Genomic DNA, 16,607 nt, shown 5'->3' with positions numbered 1-16,607 from the left:
GGCCATTCCGCCCGGAGCCACTCGCATGGACTGGATCTGGTACCTATTCCGCTTCGACGGCCGCATCAATCGCGCCCTGCTGTGGCAGGCGCTGTTGATCGTTGCGCTGCTGGCAGGCTTGCTGGAGGTGATCGGTCAGATCATTCATCTGCCCAATGCCGACGGATCGTTGAAGCTCTCGCTCAAGCTCGATTTCGGCCTTGGCGATCTGTTCAAGCTGGCCGATCCCCGGGAACACCCTTCACTCGCGTCTACCGACCGCGCGCCCCTGATCCTGAGGGCATTCGGCATGTCGCTGTTCCTGTGGGTCTATCTGGCAACGGCGATCAAGCGGCTGCACGACCGTGACAGGAGCGGCTGGTGGCTCGTTCCGTTTTTCCTCGTGCCCGGCCTGTTCAACCAGTTCTCGGACCTGCTCCCCGACACCAGCGTGATGCTTCTTTTCAACCTCGCCGCTTCGATGCTGTGGCTGTGGGGTCTCGTCGAGATGCTCTGCGTGCCCGGCACTGTCGGCGATAACCGGTTCGGGCCTGATCCGCTGGCCGGGATCGCGTATGAGTCCACGCCCGCCTCGCCGCCTGCGAAGAGCTGGGACCAGGGCCGCGAGATCGAAATTGTTCCGCCCAGCGCTAGCCCACCCGGCGGCATGCATGTTAAGCGGGGCGCATGACCGATGCTCTCTCCATTGCCCGCGACCTGATCCGTTGCCCTTCAGTCACTCCGGCCGATGCCGGCGCGCTCGGGGTGCTCGAAAAAATCCTGGGCGCTGCCGGCTTCACCTGTCACCGCGTGACCTTCAGCGAGGAAGGCACCGCCGACGTCGACAATCTCTACGCTCGGATCGGCACCGACGGTCCGCACATCACCTTCGCAGGCCACACCGATGTGGTGCCGCCCGGCGACGAGAGCGCCTGGAGCGTCGGCGCGTTCTCCGGAGAGGTGAAGGACGGCGTGCTGCATGGCCGCGGCGCGGTCGACATGAAAGGCGGCATCGCCTGCTCGGTCGCCGCGGTGCTGGAGCATCTCGCCGCCAACGGCGGCAAGCCGCGCAGCGACGGAAAGGGCTCGATCTCGTTCCTGATCACCGGCGACGAGGAAGACGTCTCGATCAACGGCACCATCAAGCTGCTGAAATGGGTCGCCGAGCGCGGTGAGAAATTCGACCATTGCGTGCTCGGCGAGCCTTCCAACGTCGAGACGCTCGGCGACACCATCAAGATCGGCCGGCGCGGCTCGCAATCCGGCACGCTCGTCGTCGACGGCGTGCAGGGCCACGTCGCCTATCCGCACCGCGCCTCCAATCCGGTGCCTGATATCTCGCGGCTGATCGTCGCGATCTCCGACGAGCCGCTCGACCATGGCAGCGCGCAATTCCAGGCGTCCAATCTCGAATTCGTCTCGGTCGACGTCGGCAACAAGGCCTTCAACGTCATCCCCGGCGAGGCCCGCGCAAGATTCAACATCCGCTACAACGACAACCACACCCAGGCGAGCTTGCGTGAATTGGTGGAGACGCGTCTCGCCAAAGCCTGCGGCAACCGCATCAAGGCCCGCATCGTGTGGGAGCCCTCCAACTCGAACGTGTTCGTGACCAAGCCGGGTCCGTTCACCGATCTCGCGGTCTCCGCGATCGAGGAGGTGACGGGACGCAAGCCCGAGCTGTCGACGTCAGGCGGCACGTCGGATGCGCGGTTTATTTCAAGCTATTGCCCCGTGATCGAGTTCGGCCTGGTCGGGCAGACCATGCACCAGGTCGACGAGCGCGTGCCGGTGGCGGATCTGGAGAGGCTGACGAAAGTGTATCGCGGGATTTTGGCGCGGTATTTTGCTTGAGGCAGTGTTGCCTCCACAAACACGACCGTCATCGCCCGGCTTGACCGGGCGATCCAGTATTCCAGAGACGGCAGTGATTGAGCCGAGAGGCCGCGGCGTACTGGATGCCCCGGTCAAGCCGGGGCATGACACCGAGGTTTGGCGAGAGCGTGCCCGCTCTCTGCGCCGCTCGCCTAATAATCCACCTTCATCAAATACAGCCCCTCGGGCGGGGCGACGATGCCGCAGGCGGCGCGGTTGCGGGCTTTGAGTGCGGCGGAGAGATCGTCGGCGGTCCAGCGGCCCTCGCCGACCCAGACCAGGGATCCCACCATCGAGCGCACCTGGCTGTGCAGGAACGAGCGCGCCGAGGTGATGACGTTGATCTCGCGGCCATCGCGGATCACGTCGAGCTGGTCGAGCGTCTTCTCCGGCGATTTGGCCTGGCACTCGGTGTCGCGAAAGGTGGTGAAATCGTGCTTGCCGAGCAGGCGCTGCGCCGCCGCGTGCATTGCGTCGGCATCGAGCTTGCGCGGCACGCGCCAGGCGTGGCCGACATCGAGCGCGAGATTGGCGCGAGTGTTGACGATGCGATAGCGGTAGTGGCGCTTGACCGCCGAGAAGCGCGCCTCGAAATCGTCGGGCACGATCTCGGCCTCGAGCACCGCGATCGGATGCGGGCGCAGATGCGCGTTGAGCCCGTCGCGAAAACGGCCCGACGGAAACTGCTTGTCGACGTCGACATGGGCGACTTGGCCGCGTGCATGCACGCCGGCATCGGTGCGGCCGGCACCGTGCACGCGCAGATCCGAACCAGTCATCGCCTTCACCGCGGCTTGCAGCGCGCCCTGCACCGATGGCAGCGTGTCCTGCACCTGCCAGCCGAAGAACGGCGCGCCGTCATATTCGATGGTGAGCTTGTAGCGGGGCATCGTGTCCAGTTTCGTCGTCATTGCCCGCCTTGTGCGCTGTTGCGCACTGGGGCGGGCAACCCAGTACTCCGCGGCTTATCCGATTGACCGAGAAGCCTCGGCGTACTGGATACCCCGCCTTCGCGGGGTATGACAGTGTCAGGTGAATTTGGATCCCGCCTTTAACGGCACGCCGCGCAGGAAGTCCGCGGCCTGCATGCGGGCCTTGCCCTCGCGCTGCAGCTCGATGATGCGGATGGCGCCGTCGCCGCAGGCGACGGTAAGCTGATCGTCGAGCATTTCGCCAGGCGCGCCGGCGCCTTGCGCCAACTCGCAACGCAGGATTTTGACGCGGGCATCGTCAAGCTCGCTCCAGGCGCCGGGGAAGGGCGAGAGGCCATGGACGTGGCGCAGCACCGCGCGCGCGGGCCTGGTCCAGTCGATCCGCGCCTCGGCCTTCTCGATCTTGGCGGCGTAGGTGACGCCGTCCGCGCTCTGCGCCTTGAGCTGGAGCCCGCCGCGTTCGAGCGCGGCCATCGCGCGCACCATCAGGTCGGCGCCAAGGCGGGACAGACGATCGTGCAGGTCGAGCGCGGTCATGCCGTCGGTGATCGTGATGCGCTCGGCCATGGCGACGTCGCCGGTATCTAAGCCGACATCCATCTTCATCACCATCACGCCGCTCTCGGCATCGCCGGCCATGATGGCGCGGTTGATCGGCGCGGCGCCGCGCCAGCGCGGCAACAGCGAGGCATGCAGATTGTAGCAGCCGAGTTTTGGCGCATCGAGGATCGCCTGTGGCAGGATCATGCCATAGGCGACGACGACGGCCGCGTCCGCATCGAAGGCGCGGAACTCCGCCAGCGCCTGCTCGGTCTTCAGCGTCTTCGGCGTCAGCACGGGAATGCCCAGCTTTCGCGCGGCCTCCTCGACCGGGGTCGGCTGCAATTGCAGGCCGCGCCGGCCGCCCGGCTTCGGCGCGCGGGTGTAGGCGGCCGCGATCTCGTGGCCATGCGCGACCAGCTCGAGCAGCGTCGGCACGGAGAAATCGGGCGTGCCCATGAAGATGAGGCGGAGGGGCATGTGACGAGACAATCCTTGAAACGAGCAAGGTACTCGTCATGGCCGGGCTTGTCCCGGCCATCCACGTTCGTCCTGCTCGCGGCGGCAAAGAACGTGGATGCCCGGGACAAGCCCGGGCATGACGGCGGAGGAATTATCACTCCGCCGCGCGCTTGGCGGCTTTCTCGAACTTCTTCATGACGCGGTCGCGCTTGAGCTTCGACAGATAGTCGACGAACAGCACGCCGTTGAGATGGTCGATCTCGTGCTGGATGCAGGTGGCGTAGAGGCCTTCGGCATCCTCCTCGTGCACCTTACCGTCGAGATCGGTGAAGCGCACGCGCACCTTCGCGGGCCGCTCGACCTCCTCGTAATATTCCGGGATCGAGAGGCAGCCTTCCTCGTAGACCGACAGTTCCTCGGACGAGGCGATGATCTCGGGATTGATGAAGACGCGCGGCAGCGGCTTGGTCTCGCCGTTCTCGTCGCGTTTGGCGAGGTCCATCGTGATCAGACGCAAGGGCTGCGCGACCTGGATCGCCGCCAGCCCGATGCCGGGCGCGTCGTACATAGTCTCGAACATGTCGTCGGCAAGCTTGCGGATCTCCGCCGTGACCTTCTCGATCGGCTTGGAGACCAGGCGCAGCTGCTTGTCGGGCAGGATGATGATTTCTCTGAGGGCCATGGCCGCGATTTAAGCCGCGCGCCGGATGCGGTCAATGCGGCCCGGAACCCGTTAACCCCTCGCTAACCATAAAACTTCACCTTTCATTAACCATGAAAATTAGGGGCCGGTTAACCCAGAATGTTCCCTCTTCGTTCGCGAGAGCGCAGCGAATCGGCTACAAGGCGGCATGAACGAGATCATTGTCATGCTGGGCGACTGGCCGGTGCGCATCGTCGATGCGCTGATCGGCTTCGGTGCGCTCGTCCTCATCCTGCTGGTTGTGATTGCGGTCGTGATCGCGCGCTCGGGGCGGCGTGGCGCGGAACTCGCCATGGCGAACGCGATCCGGGCCGACGAGCTCGAGGAGCGGCTCGCCCAGGTGCTGCACGCCCAGAGCGAGGCCTCGGGGCGGGTCGACGCCATGACCCAGGCGCTGGCGGGACGCCAGGCCGAGATGGCGCGCGCGGTCAACGAGCGGCTTGATTCGGTGACGCATCGAGTCGGCCAGTCCATGGAACATTCGACCCGCAACACCATGGAGAGCCTGCGCGCGCTGCATGAACGGCTCGGCATCATCGACAACGCGCACAAGAACCTCACCGACCTCACCACGCAGGTGACCACTCTGCGCGACGTACTCGCCAACAAGCAGTCGCGCGGCGCCTTCGGCCAGGCGCGGATGGAGGCAATCGTCCAGGACGGTCTGCCCAAGGGCTCCTACGAGTTCCAGTTCACGCTCTCGACCGGAAAACGGCCGGACTGCGTCGTGTTCCTGCCCGACCAGCGCCCGCTGTGCATCGATGCGAAGTTTCCGCTGGAGGCGATGACGGCGCTGCACGACGCCCGCACCGACGAGGAGCGGCGCGTTGCCACGCAGCGGCTGCGCGGCGACGTGATGAAGCATGTCAGCGACATCGCGGAAAAATACCTCGTCACCGGCGAGACCCAGGAGATGGCGCTGATGTTCGTGCCGTCGGAATCGGTCTATGCCGAGATCCATGACGGCTTCGACGACGTGATCCAGAAGGCCTATCGCGCCCGCGTCGTGCTGGTGTCGCCGTCGCTGCTGATGCTCGCGATCCAGGTGATGCAGCAGATCATGAAAGACGCGCGCATGCGCGACGCCGCCGACCAGATCCGCACCGAGGTGATCAAGCTCGGCGACGATTTGGGGCGCCTGCGCGACCGCGTGCTCAAGCTGCAAAAGCATTTTGCCGACGTGAACGAGGACGTCCGCCAGGTGCTGATCTCCGCCGACAAGATCGAAAAGCGCGCAGGGCGAATCGAGGAGCTCGATTTCAGCAAGAGCGATGCGCCGGAGGCGCCGCGCCTGGTGGCGACGGGAGCGGCAGAGCTGTTTCCGCGCAAGCTCCAGGCGGGGGAGTGAGACTAGGGCACACTGTCGTGCCCCGCGAAGGCGGGGCATCCAGTATTCCGCAGCCCGTGTGGTTGAACCGAGACGCCGCGGAGTACTGGATCGTCCGCCTTCGCGGACGATGACACCGAGCGTGTTGGAAGCTCTCCCGTCTCACCAGCTACCGCGAGAGTCTTTTCTCCCAGAATCTGCTAACACGCCCCCCATGACCGCACCCGACGCGACCTCCCCCGCCGCGACTTCCACCGCCTCGCCCTCCTGGCGCGACAGCCTTGCTGTTTACCTGCAGCCGCGGGTGCTGATCGTGCTGTTTCTCGGCTTCTCCTCGGGGCTGCCGCTGGCACTGTCGGGATCGACGCTGCTGGTGTGGATGGCCGAAGCCGGGGTCGATCTTGGAACGATCGGGCTGTTTGCGCTGGTTGGAACGCCATACACGCTCAAGTTCCTGTGGGCGCCGCTGGTCGATGCGCTGCATGTGCCGTTCTTCACGCATGCCTTCGGACGTCGCCGTGGGTGGCTGGTGTTTGCGCAGCTGCTGCTGATCGGCGCGATCCTGCTGTTGGCGCTGACCGATCCGGCACGTTCGCCACTGCTTGTCGCGCTCGGCGCGCTGCTGGTCGCGACGATGTCCTCGACGCAGGACATCGTGGTCGATGCTTTCCGCGTCGAGAGCCTGCCCGAAAGCGAGCAGGCCGCCGGCATGGCCGCCTATGTCGCCGCCTATCGCATCGGCATGTTGGTATCGACTGCAGGCGCCCTGTTCATCGTCACCGGCTTCGAGGCGATCGTCCCGCGTGGGGCCGCCTGGATGTGGGGCTATGTGGTGATGGCGGCTCTGGTGCTGATCGGCACGGCGACTGCGCTCGCCGCCACCGAGCCCGCACAATCCGCGCGCGCCGAGGCCGCCACGCAGGACGAGGGCGCGCTCACGCGGGTGTTCCATGCGGCGCTGGGCGCGTTCTCGGAATTCCTGCGACGCAAGGAAGCATGGGTCGTGCTCGCCTTCGTCGTGCTGTTCAAGTTCACCGACGCGTTCTCCGGCAACATGACCGTGCCGTTCGTGATCGACATCGGCTTCACGCGGAACGATTATGCCGTGATCGTCAAGGGCGTCGGCATCATCGCGACCCTGGCCGGCGGCTTTGCCGGCGGCTTCGTGGCCCGACGCTATTCGCTCGCGACCAGCCTGTGGATCGGCGGCATCGTGCAGGCGATGTCCAATTTGTCGTTCTCGTGGCTGGCGCTGGTCGGCGTCAACGAATGGGCGCTGACCCTCGCGATCACCTCCGACAATTTCTGCAACGCCATCGGCACCGTGATCTTCGTCGCCTATCTCTCGGCGCTGTGCCAGAACCCGCTGCACACGGCGACCCAATATGCGCTGCTGACGGCGCTCGCCGCGGTGGGACGGACCTATTTGTCGTCGGGCGCAGGCTATCTGGCGAAGGCGACGGGCTGGCCGATGTTCTTCGCGATCTCCGTCCTCGTCGCCATCCCGAGCCTGATGCTGCTGGCGTATTTGCAGAAGCGCGGGCATTTCGAGGCGCTGGGGCCGGTGCGGGTGTAGGCACCCCTGTCATGCCCCGCGAAGGCGGGGCATCCAGTACTCCGAGACAGTCGTGATCGACCGAGAAGCTGCGGCGTACTGGATCGCCCGCCTTCGCGGGCGATGACACCGGAATCGGGGAGACGACTCCACCCCTACTGCTTCTTGATCAGGCTCCACTTGGTGATCACGGCCTCGCTCATCTGGCCGGGATCGCTGGCGCAGGCGACCTCGTCCACCTTCACGGAGATCTCCTTGCCGACGAAGGATTTCAGCTGGGCGGCCTGCGCCTCGCTGGAGGTGACGAGTTGGAACGTCTCAGGGCCGGTTTCGAGATTGCACAGCCCGTTCGGCGGCGGCAGGCGGCGCGGCTCGGACGTGATCTGGTAGGTCGCGACGCGCTTGCCGTTCTTGGCGTCGCGCACCTTCATCGCGTTGAGCTCGCCGGAGAGCACGTCGCCAGTGTTGATCGGCTTGCCGGGCTTGGACGGCGGCAGCGCCGCGTCGCCCTGCTGCGCGGAGATGGCCGGGGTCACCAGCATCAGCATCGTCGCGACCAAAGCCCATCGCGTGGCGAAAAGTTTCGTCATGTCGTCCGTTCCGTAAAGTCTGGATGGAGATTCCTGTTTTGACGCGTTTTCTTCACGCGAACCGGTATCCACTTCGCTCGAAAACGCTCTAGAACAGGGTGCGCTGCCGCATCGCAGCCGATAGCGTACCTTCGTCGAGATAATCAAGCTCGCCGCCGACGGGAACCCCGTGGGCGAGCCGCGTCACCTTTACATTGGCGTCCTGAAGCAGGTCGGTGATGTAATGCGCCGTGGTCTGGCCGTCCACCGTCGCATTCAGCGCCAGGATGATTTCGTGCACTTGCGAATCATGGGCGCGCGCCACCAGCGCGTCGATGGTCAGATCCTGCGGGCCGACGCCGTCGAGCGGCGACAATGTCGCACCGAGCACATGATAGCGCCCCTGGGTCGCATTGGCCCGCTCCAGCGCCCAGAGGTCGGCGACATCGGCGACGACGACGATGATCGCAGGATCGCGCTTCGGATCGGTGCAGACGGTGCAGGGATTTTGCGTGTCGATGTTGCCGCAGGTCTTGCAGACCTGGACCTTGTCCAGCGCCACCTGCAAGGCGCTCGACAACGGCATCATCAGTGCTTCGCGCTTCTTGATCAGATGCAGCGCCGCGCGCCGCGCCGAGCGCGGACCGAGGCCCGGCAGCCGCGCGAGCAGCTGGACCAGCCGCTCGATCTCGGGACCTGCAACAGCGCCCATTTTATTGGCCGAACAGCCCCGGCGGCAGGCCGAGCCCGCCGGTGAGGGCCTGCATCTTCTCCTGCATGGCGGTCTCGGCCTTGCGGCGCGCATCAGCGAGGGCGGTGACGAGCAGGTCTTCCAGCACCTCGCGCTCCTCGGCCTTCATCAGCGAAGGATCGATCTTGATGCTCTTGACGTCCATCTTCGCGGTCATGCGCACGGCGACGAGACCGCCGCCGGAGATGCCTTCGACCTCGAGGTTGGCGAGCTGGTCCTGCATCTCCTGCATCTTGGATTGCAGCTGCGCCGCCTGTTTCATCATGCCGAGAAAATCAGCCATGGGTGCGTGTCCTTGGAAAGAATGGTTCAGAGATCGTCGCCGTCGGAACCTTCGGGCGGATCGTCGCTGCCATAGTCGGCGTTAATATCGGTTTCCGGCGTCTCGGGAGCAAGCCTGCGGACCTCGACGACCTTGGCGCCGGGGAAACGCGACAGCACCTCCTGCACGCGCGGATCGGCTTCCGCGGTACGGGCATGCTCCTGCTTAGCCGCCTGGTTCACCGAGCGCAAAGTCGGCTGGCCCTGCTCGTTGGAGACGATCACGGTCCAGCGGCGGCCGGTCCACAGCTCGAACTTCTTCGCAAGTTCCGAGATCATGGTCTTGGAAGCGTTGGGCTCGAGCGCGACTTCCAGCCGCCCCTCCTCGAAACGGACGAGGCGCATGTCGCCTTCGAGCGCGCTCTTGGTCATGATGTCGCGCTTCTGCCCTGCGAGCGCAACCAGCTGGGTGAAGCTCGCGATGCGCAGCTGGGGCGCCGCCCCTTGCGTATCCGGCGCGGGGGCCGCCATCTGCGGCCGGGCGCCACCGCCAAACGCTGGAGCCGAGGCTGTCGGCATGCGCACGGGCGCAGCTGACATCGGCGCTGCGGAGGCAACCGGCGCGGCCGGCGCGCCGTTGCGCGCGCTACTTCCGCCGTTCACGACCGGCGAGCCGCCGCCGTTCTGCTCGAGCATTCTGATCGCTTCGTCGGGCGTCGGCAGGTCGGCGACATAGGCGATGCGCACCAGAACCATTTCGGCCGCGGCTGCGGGACGCGTTGCGGCCTGCACCTCGGCGATGCCCTTAAGCAGCATCTGCCACATCCGCGACAGCACGCGCATCGAGATCTTGGAGGCGAACTCCTTGGCGCGCACCCGCTCGGTCTCGCCATAGGCGACGTTGTCGGCGGTCGCCGGGATGACCTTCACACGGGTGACGAAATTGACGAACTCGGCGAGGTCCGAGAGCACGACGATGGGATCGGCGCCGACATCGTATTGGTCGCGGAACTCCTTGAAGGCGGACGCGATGTCGCCGCGCGCCAGCGACTCGAACAGGTCGATGACCCGGGTGCGGTCGGCAAGGCCCAGCATCTGCCTGACGGCATCGGCCTTCACCTGCCCCGCCGCATGCGCGATCGCCTGGTCGAGCAGCGACAGCGAATCGCGCACCGAGCCCTCCGCGGCGCGCGCAATGATGCCGAGCGCTTCCGGCTCGATCTCGACGTTTTCCTTCGCCGCAATGCTGGCGAGGTGCTTCATCAGCACGTCGGCCTCGACGCGGCGCAGGTCGAAGCGCTGGCAACGCGACAGCACGGTGACCGGAACCTTGCGGATCTCCGTCGTCGCGAACACGAACTTGGCGTGCTCGGGCGGTTCCTCCAGCGTCTTCAGGAAGGCGTTGAACGCCGCCGTCGACAGCATGTGGACTTCGTCGATGATGTAGACCTTGTAGCGGGCGCTGGCCGGGGCATAGCGCACGCTGTCATTGATCTGGCGGACGTCGTCGACGCCGGTATGCGAGGCCGCGTCCATCTCCAGCACGTCCATGTGCCGGCTTTCCATGATCGCCTGGCAATGCACGCCCAAGGACGGCATGTGGATGGTCGGCCCCTTCACCGATCCATCCGGCATCTCGTAGTTGAGTGCGCGGGCGAGAATGCGCGCGGTGGTGGTCTTACCGACCCCGCGGACGCCGGTGAGAATCCAGGCCTGCGGAATGCGGCCGGTCTCGAACGCATTGGAGACGGTACGGACCACGGCCTCCTGGCCGATCAGGTCGTCGAACGAGGATGGGCGGTATTTGCGCGCCAGCACCCGGTAGGGCGCATTGCCGGCCTGGCCGGCGCTGTCGGGATCGGGAGGGGCGCCAGCGTCGGTCATCGGTCGATCCGCAATGAAATGTCTCTTGGCCGGCTTTTGCGGAAAGGAGCGCGCTGGCGGCTGGTGCCGCCGGCGCTGGTTCGCTCGAAAAACAGGTAGGAGACTGACGAGCGACCCGATCCGGACCTCGTTAGGGCTGCTTCCTTCCGGACCTGACCCGGTTGGCGAGTGGCTCGTCCACCGCCAATCTCCCGGTCCCTATTTGGGGCCAAAGGGAGCGGAAAGCAAGCGGGGTCTGGGGCTGTTCCGACGGCGCTTGAGGACTTCCGGCGCCGAATTCGCCCTCATTCGGCCTGTCCCACCGGGTCCGGCGCATAAGGACCACGGCGCATACGCATGTTGTCTGGGGGCGTGGTCTCTGCGACGGTAAGAATCAATCCAGAGAAGCCTTCATGCCCGAATCCGCCTGGTCGCTGCACTCCCGCTTGAAAGAGGACACCATCGATATCGGCGACCTGCCGCTGTCGAAGGTGCTGGTCATCAAGGACGCGCATTATCCCTGGCTGCTGCTGGTGCCGCGGCGCGCCGACACGGTCGAGATCATCGATCTCGACGAGGTGCAGCAGGCGCAGCTGATGACGGAGATCTCCCGCGTCTCGCGCGCGCTGAAGGAGATCACCAAATGCGACAAGCTCAACATCGCCGCGCTCGGCAACCTCGTGCCGCAGCTGCACGTCCACATCATCGCGCGCCGCACCAGTGACGCGGCCTGGCCGCGGCCGGTGTGGGGCGTGATGCCGCCGCTGGCGCATGACGCCGCGGAGGTTCAGAATTTCATCAGCGCGCTTCGCCGCAAGATCTGGTTGGGTTGAAAGAACGATAATGTCAGCATTCAACGCGTTTCCGCTCGGGCAGCCGGCCTTCGTCACCAACGTCCTCGACCGCGCCGCGCATCTGCGCCGCGACGACGAAAAGCTGTTCGCGCTGGAGCAGAAGCCGTCCTCGCGCGCCTACGTGGTCTATCGCGACTCGCTGCTGGTGAAGCGCGAGGGCGACAAGGTGCGGGCGCTGCTCGGAATCGACGAGGCGCTGAAATGCGGCGCCAATCCCGGCACGGTGTTCCTCGGGCTTCGCGACGGTGCGGCCGTGTTCGGCATGGGCCTGTCGCAGGCCGCCGCCGAGAAGCTGGTCGGCCGCGAGGATTATACCGTGACCGAGCTGCGCGGCATGGCGATGCAGGGCGCGATCCCGCCCGAGGAGCTCTCGGCCGTCGCGATGGCAAAGTCGATGGTGGGATGGCATCAGCGCCACGGCTATTGCGCCAATTGCGGCGTACGCACCAGCATGAAGGAAGGCGGCTGGAAGCGCGACTGCCCGAGTTGCAAGGCCGAGCATTTTCCGCGCACCGATCCGGTCGTGATCATGCTGGTGGCGTCTGGCGACAAGTGCCTGCTCGGACGCCAGAAGCAGTTTCCGGCAGGGATGTATTCCTGCCTCGCCGGCTTCGTCGAGGCTGCCGAGACCATCGAGGACGCGGTGCGCCGAGAAATCTTTGAAGAGTCCGGGATCCGCTGCACCGACGTGCAATACTACATGACCCAGCCCTGGCCCTATCCGTCGTCCCTGATGATCGGCTGCAGCGCGCAGGCGCTGAACGAGGACATCGTCGTCGATCGGATGGAGCTGGAAGACGCGCGCTGGTTCACGCGCGAGGAGGCGGCGAAGATGCTGACGCGGACGCATCCGGACGGGTTGGCCGGTCCGCATCCGTTCGCGATCGCCCATCATCTGCTCGGCCGTTGGGTGCACGACAAGAGCAGCGCCTGAGCCGAGCCGACGATGGCCGGGATCGCGCCGCGCATCCTCTGCATCGGCATGCCGGTGCGCGACCTCATCCTGCGGATCGAGGCCCTGCCCGAACGCGGCGGCAAGGCCAACGCCAGCCATCTCGCCGAAGTGTGCGGGGGCAACGCGCTCAACGCTGCCATCGCGGTGGCGCGGCTCGGCGGCCGCGTCGCGTTCGCAGGTCCCATGGGCGATGCGCAGGAGACGTCGAGCGCTTTCATCCTCGCGCAGATGGCGCAGGAGGGCGTCGATAGCACACACATCGTGCGCATGCCGGGTCTGACCACGCCGGTCTCGGCGATCATGATCGAGCCCTCGGGCGAGCGGACGCTCACCATCTATCGCGATCCCGCGCTGTGGACCGTGAGGCTGCCCGAGGCCGATGCGCTGCTTGCCGATTGTCAGGCGGTGCTCGTCGAAAGCCGCTGCGCGGCGTTCGCGGCCTCGTTTTGCGCCGAGGCACGCCGGCGCGGCATTCCCGTCATCGTCGGCGTCGACCGCGCGATGGCGCTGCAGGACGGCCTGCTCACGGCCGCCTCGCATCTGCTGTTCGCCAGCGCCCAGCTGCAGGAGACGGCCGGCATCGCTGACGACGGCGCGGCCTTGAAGCGCCTGGCGGAGCTGACGCCCGCCTTCCTCGCGGCCACAAGGGGCCCGCGCGGCGCGATCTGGCTGAACCAGGCGGGCGCGCTGGAGGAAACACCAGCCTTCCCGGTCCAGGCGGTCGATACGCTCGGAGCCGGCGACGTCTTCCATGGCGCATTCGCGCTCGGCCTCGCTGAGGGTAAGGGGTTGCGGGAAGCGATGCGATTCGCCGCGGCCGCCGCGGCGCTGAAATGCACCCGCCATGGCGGCGGCCTGGCCGCCCCGCAACGCGTTGAAGTTGAAAGGTTTTTGCGCGATCACCCGTAGAGCGATTCCATGGAAGCGCCGAGATTATGGGCTTGCTGTGGAAAGATTTTCTCTATATCAGGGAAATCTGCCCCTGAAATGAAACAAAGTTCTTCAAATGACTGATGTCGCCGTCCAAATTCCCGAGACCAGCCGCCGCCTCGACGCCATCGACCGCAAGATCCTGATGGTGCTCCAGGAAGACGCCTCCCTTTCCGTCGCCGAGATCGGCGACCGGGTCGGCCTGTCCTCGACCCCCTGCTGGAAGCGCATCCAGCGCCTGGAGGCCGACGGCGTGATCATCAAGCGCGTCGCGCTCGTCGACCAGAACAAGATCGGGCTCGGCATCTCCGTGTTCGTGTCGGTCGAGAGCTCCGACCATTCGGATGCTTGGCTGAAGCGATTCGCCGAGGCCGTCAGCGCGATGCCGGAGGTGATGGAGTTCTATCGCATGGCCGGCGACGTCGATTACATGCTGCGCGTCGTGGTCGCGGACATGCAGGCCTATGACGTGTTCTACAAGAAGCTGATCAGCGCCGTGCCGCTGAAGAACGTCACCTCGCGCTTCGCGATGGAGAAGATCAAGTCGGTGACGGCGCTACCGATCCCGGCGGTGGTGGCAGCTTAATTTACGCCACACGGAAAGTGTCATCGCCCGATTTAATCGGGCGATCCAGTATTCCAGAGACGCCCGTGATAGAATCGAGAAGCCGCGGGGTACTGGATGCCCCGGTCAAGCCGGGGCATGACAGCGGAGCGAGAGGGACGGATCGCCTCTCTCAGGTGCTCCTCAAATCTTCTGATTGTACTCGCCGACTTCGGGATGCGTGCGCAGCACGCTGTTCACCATCTCGAACATGTCGTGCATGCGCTGCTCCGAGACCGGGCTTTCGACCACGACGACGAGCTCGGGCTTGTTGGACGAGGCGCGCACCAGGCCCCAGCTGCCGTCCTCGACCGTGACGCGCACGCCGTTGACGGTGACGAGATCGCGGATCGCCTGCCCCCCGATCTTCGCACCCTTTGCTTGCAGGCCTTCGAAGTGCTTCACCACCTTGTCGATGACGCCGTATTTGGTCTCGTCGGCGCAATGCGGCGACATGGTCGGCGACGACCAGGTCTTCGGCAGCGCGTTCTTCAGATCGGCCATCGACTTGCCGGGCGCGCGGTCGAGCATGTCGCAGATCGCGAGCGCCGAGACCAGGCCGTCGTCATAGCCGCGGCCATAGGGCTTGTTGAAGAAGAAGTGGCCGGACTTCTCGAAGCCCGCGAGCGCGCCGGTCTCGTTGGTGCGGCGCTTCATGTAGGAATGACCGGTCTTCCAATAGGCGGTCTTTGCGCCCTGCTTCTGCAGCACGGGATCGGTGATGAACAGGCCGGTGGACTTCACGTCGACGATGAACTGCGCGTCCTTGTGGATCGCCGACATGTCGCGCGCCAGCATCACGCCGACCTTGTCGGCAAAGATCTCCTCACCGGTGTTGTCGACCACGCCGCAGCGGTCGCCGTCACCGTCGAAACCAAGGCCGACATCGGCCTTGTGCTGCAACACCGCGTCGCGGATCGCGTGCAGCATCTCCATGTCTTCCGGATTCGGATTGTATTTCGGGAAGGTGTGGTCGAGCTCGGTGTCGAGCGGGATCACCTCGCAGCCGATCGCTTCCAGCACCTGCGGCGCGAACGCACCGGCGGTGCCGTTGCCGCAGGCCGCGACCACCTTGAGCTTGCGCTTGAGCTTCGGACGAGAGGTGAGGTCGGCGATGTAGCGCGCCGGATAGTTCTCGTGGAACTGGTAGGAGCCCCCGGCCTTGTTCTTGAATTCCGCGTTCAGGACGATCTCCTTCAGCCGCGTCATCTCGTCAGGGCCGAAGGTCAGCGGGCGGTTGGCGCCCATCTTCACGCCGGTCCAGCCATTGTCGTTGTGGGAGGCCGTAACCATCGCAACGGCGGGCACGTCGAGATCGAACTGCGCGAAATAGGCCATCGGCGTCACCGCAAGACCGATATCGTGCACCTTGCAGCCCGCCGCCATCAGGCCGGAGATCAGCGCGTATTTGATCGAGGCCGAGTAGCCGCGGAAATCGTGGCCGGTGATGATCTCCTGTTTGACGCCGAGCTCGGCGATCAGCGCGCCGAGCCCCATGCCGAGCGCCTGCACACCCATCAGATTGATTTCCTTCTGGAACAACCAGCGCGCGTCGTATTCGCGAAAGCCCGTCGGCTTCACCATCGGCTCGGATTCGAAGGCGTAGGTGTTGGGCAACAATACGGATTTCGGCTTCGGGAACATTGAGTCGGTCTCGTGAAAGGGGGGCGGGAGTTGCTGCAGGCTTAGCGAATGCCAAACCGCAGCGAAAGGCGGGAATGAAGGCTTATGGCCGATAATTGCGGCAGTTTGGTAACGAAGAAACGTTACCGGGAGGGCAGCCGGAGCAAGGATATCATCTACTTGAAATTGGCGACTGCGCGGTCGCGCGGGCAGCGCCTCTACTGCTCCAGCACCATCTGCCCGTTGGCGTACTCAAAACGCTTCAGGCGGGACAGGAAGGAGAGGCCGAGCAGGTTTTCCGACAGCGCCTCGTCCGGCAGCACCATGGCATCGACGTCGCGCACGATGAGGCCGCCGACGTCGAGCATGGCGATTCGGGTGCGCGCGGCCTTGATGGTGCCGTTGGCGGTGGAGACCGTGGCGTTGTAGTCGCCGCGCGAGGGACGGAGACCAAACCGGGCGGCCGAGGTCTCGTTCAGCGCAACGACGGAGGCGCCGGTATCGATCATGAAGCCGATGCGCTGGCCGTCGATCCGGCCCTCGGTCTGGAAATGACCGCGGCCGTCACGGCCAATGGCCAGGCTGCGGCCGCCGGCCGGCGCTGTGGCCGCGACTGCGACCGTCGTGCGCGGCACTGACGTGGCGGAAGCCGAGCTCATCTTGTCCGCCATCTGCGCCATGAAGGTGCCGAGGCCGATCATAACGGCCGCGATGATCATAATGTTACGCATCACACCACTTCCGAGCCGAAAGCTCGATTTCATCACGCGACGAGGCCGGCGGCGAGCGCAGGCACGCCGGGGCTCCTGTCATTTTGACGAAAA

17 protein-coding genes and 1 other RNA gene are annotated in these 16,607 nt (G+C 65.3%); 8 read left to right on the top strand and 10 right to left on the bottom strand.

Annotated elements, in window-relative coordinates; all coding sequences use genetic code 11:
* Positions 1-25: 25 nt before the first annotated feature.
* Entirely contained in the window at positions 26-670 is a 645-nt protein-coding gene (locus I6F09_RS31155; protein WP_036014086.1) for a DUF805 domain-containing protein, read from the top strand.
* A complete protein-coding gene (dapE, locus tag I6F09_RS31150; RefSeq protein ID WP_225172601.1) occupies positions 667-1,833 on the top strand; it encodes a succinyl-diaminopimelate desuccinylase in 1,167 nt (388 codons plus the stop codon). Before I6F09_RS31155 ends, dapE begins: the two co-directional genes overlap by 4 nt.
* 173 nt (positions 1,834-2,006) lie before the next feature.
* On the opposite strand, the gene truA is transcribed toward dapE, so the two are convergent.
* From truA to def, 3 genes are all read right to left on the bottom strand, one after another.
* Positions 2,007-2,744, bottom strand: a complete 738-nt coding sequence (truA, locus tag I6F09_RS31145) for a tRNA pseudouridine(38-40) synthase TruA (RefSeq protein ID WP_225172606.1) — start codon at positions 2,742-2,744, stop codon at positions 2,007-2,009.
* A gap of 138 nt (positions 2,745-2,882) precedes the next feature.
* Positions 2,883-3,806, bottom strand: coding sequence for a methionyl-tRNA formyltransferase (gene fmt, locus I6F09_RS31140; protein WP_225172600.1), 924 nt, complete (start codon positions 3,804-3,806; stop codon positions 2,883-2,885).
* A gap of 136 nt (positions 3,807-3,942) precedes the next feature.
* The gene (gene def, locus I6F09_RS31135; RefSeq protein WP_036041776.1) at positions 3,943-4,470 is read right to left on the bottom strand and encodes a peptide deformylase; all 528 of its coding nucleotides are present in this window, start codon (positions 4,468-4,470) and stop codon (positions 3,943-3,945) included.
* Positions 4,471-4,639: 169 nt separating this feature from the next.
* Here def and rmuC point away from each other — a divergent pair, with 169 nt between their 5' ends.
* Together rmuC and I6F09_RS31125 are read left to right on the top strand one after the other, a co-directional pair.
* Entirely contained in the window at positions 4,640-5,839 is a 1,200-nt protein-coding gene (gene rmuC, locus I6F09_RS31130) for a DNA recombination protein RmuC (RefSeq protein ID WP_036026501.1), read from the top strand.
* A 193-nt stretch (positions 5,840-6,032) separates the two neighbouring features.
* Positions 6,033-7,394, top strand: a complete 1,362-nt coding sequence (locus tag I6F09_RS31125) for an MFS transporter (RefSeq protein WP_225189780.1) — start codon at positions 6,033-6,035, stop codon at positions 7,392-7,394.
* Positions 7,395-7,528: 134 nt separating this feature from the next.
* On the opposite strand, the gene I6F09_RS31120 is transcribed toward I6F09_RS31125, so the two are convergent.
* The 5 genes from I6F09_RS31120 to ffs form a co-directional block, all read right to left on the bottom strand.
* Positions 7,529-7,963 (bottom strand): hypothetical protein, encoded by a 435-nt coding sequence (locus I6F09_RS31120; protein WP_036014102.1) that lies wholly within the window; start codon positions 7,961-7,963, stop codon positions 7,529-7,531.
* An 88-nt stretch (positions 7,964-8,051) separates the two neighbouring features.
* Complete coding sequence (gene recR / locus I6F09_RS31115) at positions 8,052-8,654, bottom strand: recombination mediator RecR (protein WP_036026497.1); 603 nt, start codon at positions 8,652-8,654, stop codon at positions 8,052-8,054.
* A gap of 1 nt (position 8,655) precedes the next feature.
* On the bottom strand, positions 8,656-8,976 hold the full coding sequence (locus tag I6F09_RS31110) for a YbaB/EbfC family nucleoid-associated protein (RefSeq protein WP_225189779.1): 321 nt from the start codon (positions 8,974-8,976) through the stop codon (positions 8,656-8,658).
* 26 nt (positions 8,977-9,002) lie between these two features.
* Positions 9,003-10,838 (bottom strand): DNA polymerase III subunit gamma/tau, encoded by a 1,836-nt coding sequence (locus I6F09_RS31105; RefSeq protein WP_225189778.1) that lies wholly within the window; start codon positions 10,836-10,838, stop codon positions 9,003-9,005.
* Between the two features lie 95 nt (positions 10,839-10,933).
* Positions 10,934-11,030, bottom strand: an RNA gene (gene ffs / locus I6F09_RS31100) — signal recognition particle sRNA small type.
* Between the two features lie 200 nt (positions 11,031-11,230).
* On the opposite strand from ffs, the gene I6F09_RS31095 reads away from it, so the two are divergent.
* The 4 genes from I6F09_RS31095 (at position 11,231) to I6F09_RS31080 (ending at position 14,142) form a co-directional block, all read left to right on the top strand.
* Positions 11,231-11,650 (top strand): HIT family protein, encoded by a 420-nt coding sequence (locus I6F09_RS31095; RefSeq protein WP_225189777.1) that lies wholly within the window; start codon positions 11,231-11,233, stop codon positions 11,648-11,650.
* Between the two features lie 10 nt (positions 11,651-11,660).
* A complete protein-coding gene (nudC, locus tag I6F09_RS31090; RefSeq protein ID WP_225127009.1) occupies positions 11,661-12,605 on the top strand; it encodes an NAD(+) diphosphatase in 945 nt (314 codons plus the stop codon).
* A 12-nt stretch (positions 12,606-12,617) separates the two neighbouring features.
* Complete coding sequence (locus I6F09_RS31085) at positions 12,618-13,535, top strand: sugar kinase (protein ID WP_225189776.1); 918 nt, start codon at positions 12,618-12,620, stop codon at positions 13,533-13,535.
* Positions 13,536-13,632: 97 nt separating this feature from the next.
* A complete protein-coding gene (locus I6F09_RS31080) occupies positions 13,633-14,142 on the top strand; it encodes an Lrp/AsnC family transcriptional regulator (RefSeq protein WP_025032510.1) in 510 nt (169 codons plus the stop codon).
* Positions 14,143-14,304: 162 nt separating this feature from the next.
* On the opposite strand, the gene I6F09_RS31075 is transcribed toward I6F09_RS31080, so the two are convergent.
* Together I6F09_RS31075 and I6F09_RS31070 are read right to left on the bottom strand one after the other, a co-directional pair.
* A complete protein-coding gene (locus I6F09_RS31075) occupies positions 14,305-15,804 on the bottom strand; it encodes a phosphomannomutase/phosphoglucomutase (protein ID WP_036026482.1) in 1,500 nt (499 codons plus the stop codon).
* Positions 15,805-16,001: 197 nt separating this feature from the next.
* Positions 16,002-16,514: a TIGR02281 family clan AA aspartic protease gene (locus I6F09_RS31070; RefSeq protein ID WP_225189775.1), complete on the bottom strand. Its 513-nt coding sequence runs from the start codon at positions 16,512-16,514 to the stop codon at positions 16,002-16,004.
* Positions 16,515-16,607 lie beyond the last annotated feature (93 nt).

It is taken from the genome of Bradyrhizobium sp. IC3195 (genome assembly GCF_020193585.1).
Lineage (GTDB): Bacteria > Pseudomonadota > Alphaproteobacteria > Rhizobiales > Xanthobacteraceae > Bradyrhizobium > Bradyrhizobium yuanmingense.
This window is presented reverse-complemented; position numbering and strand designations above follow the sequence as displayed.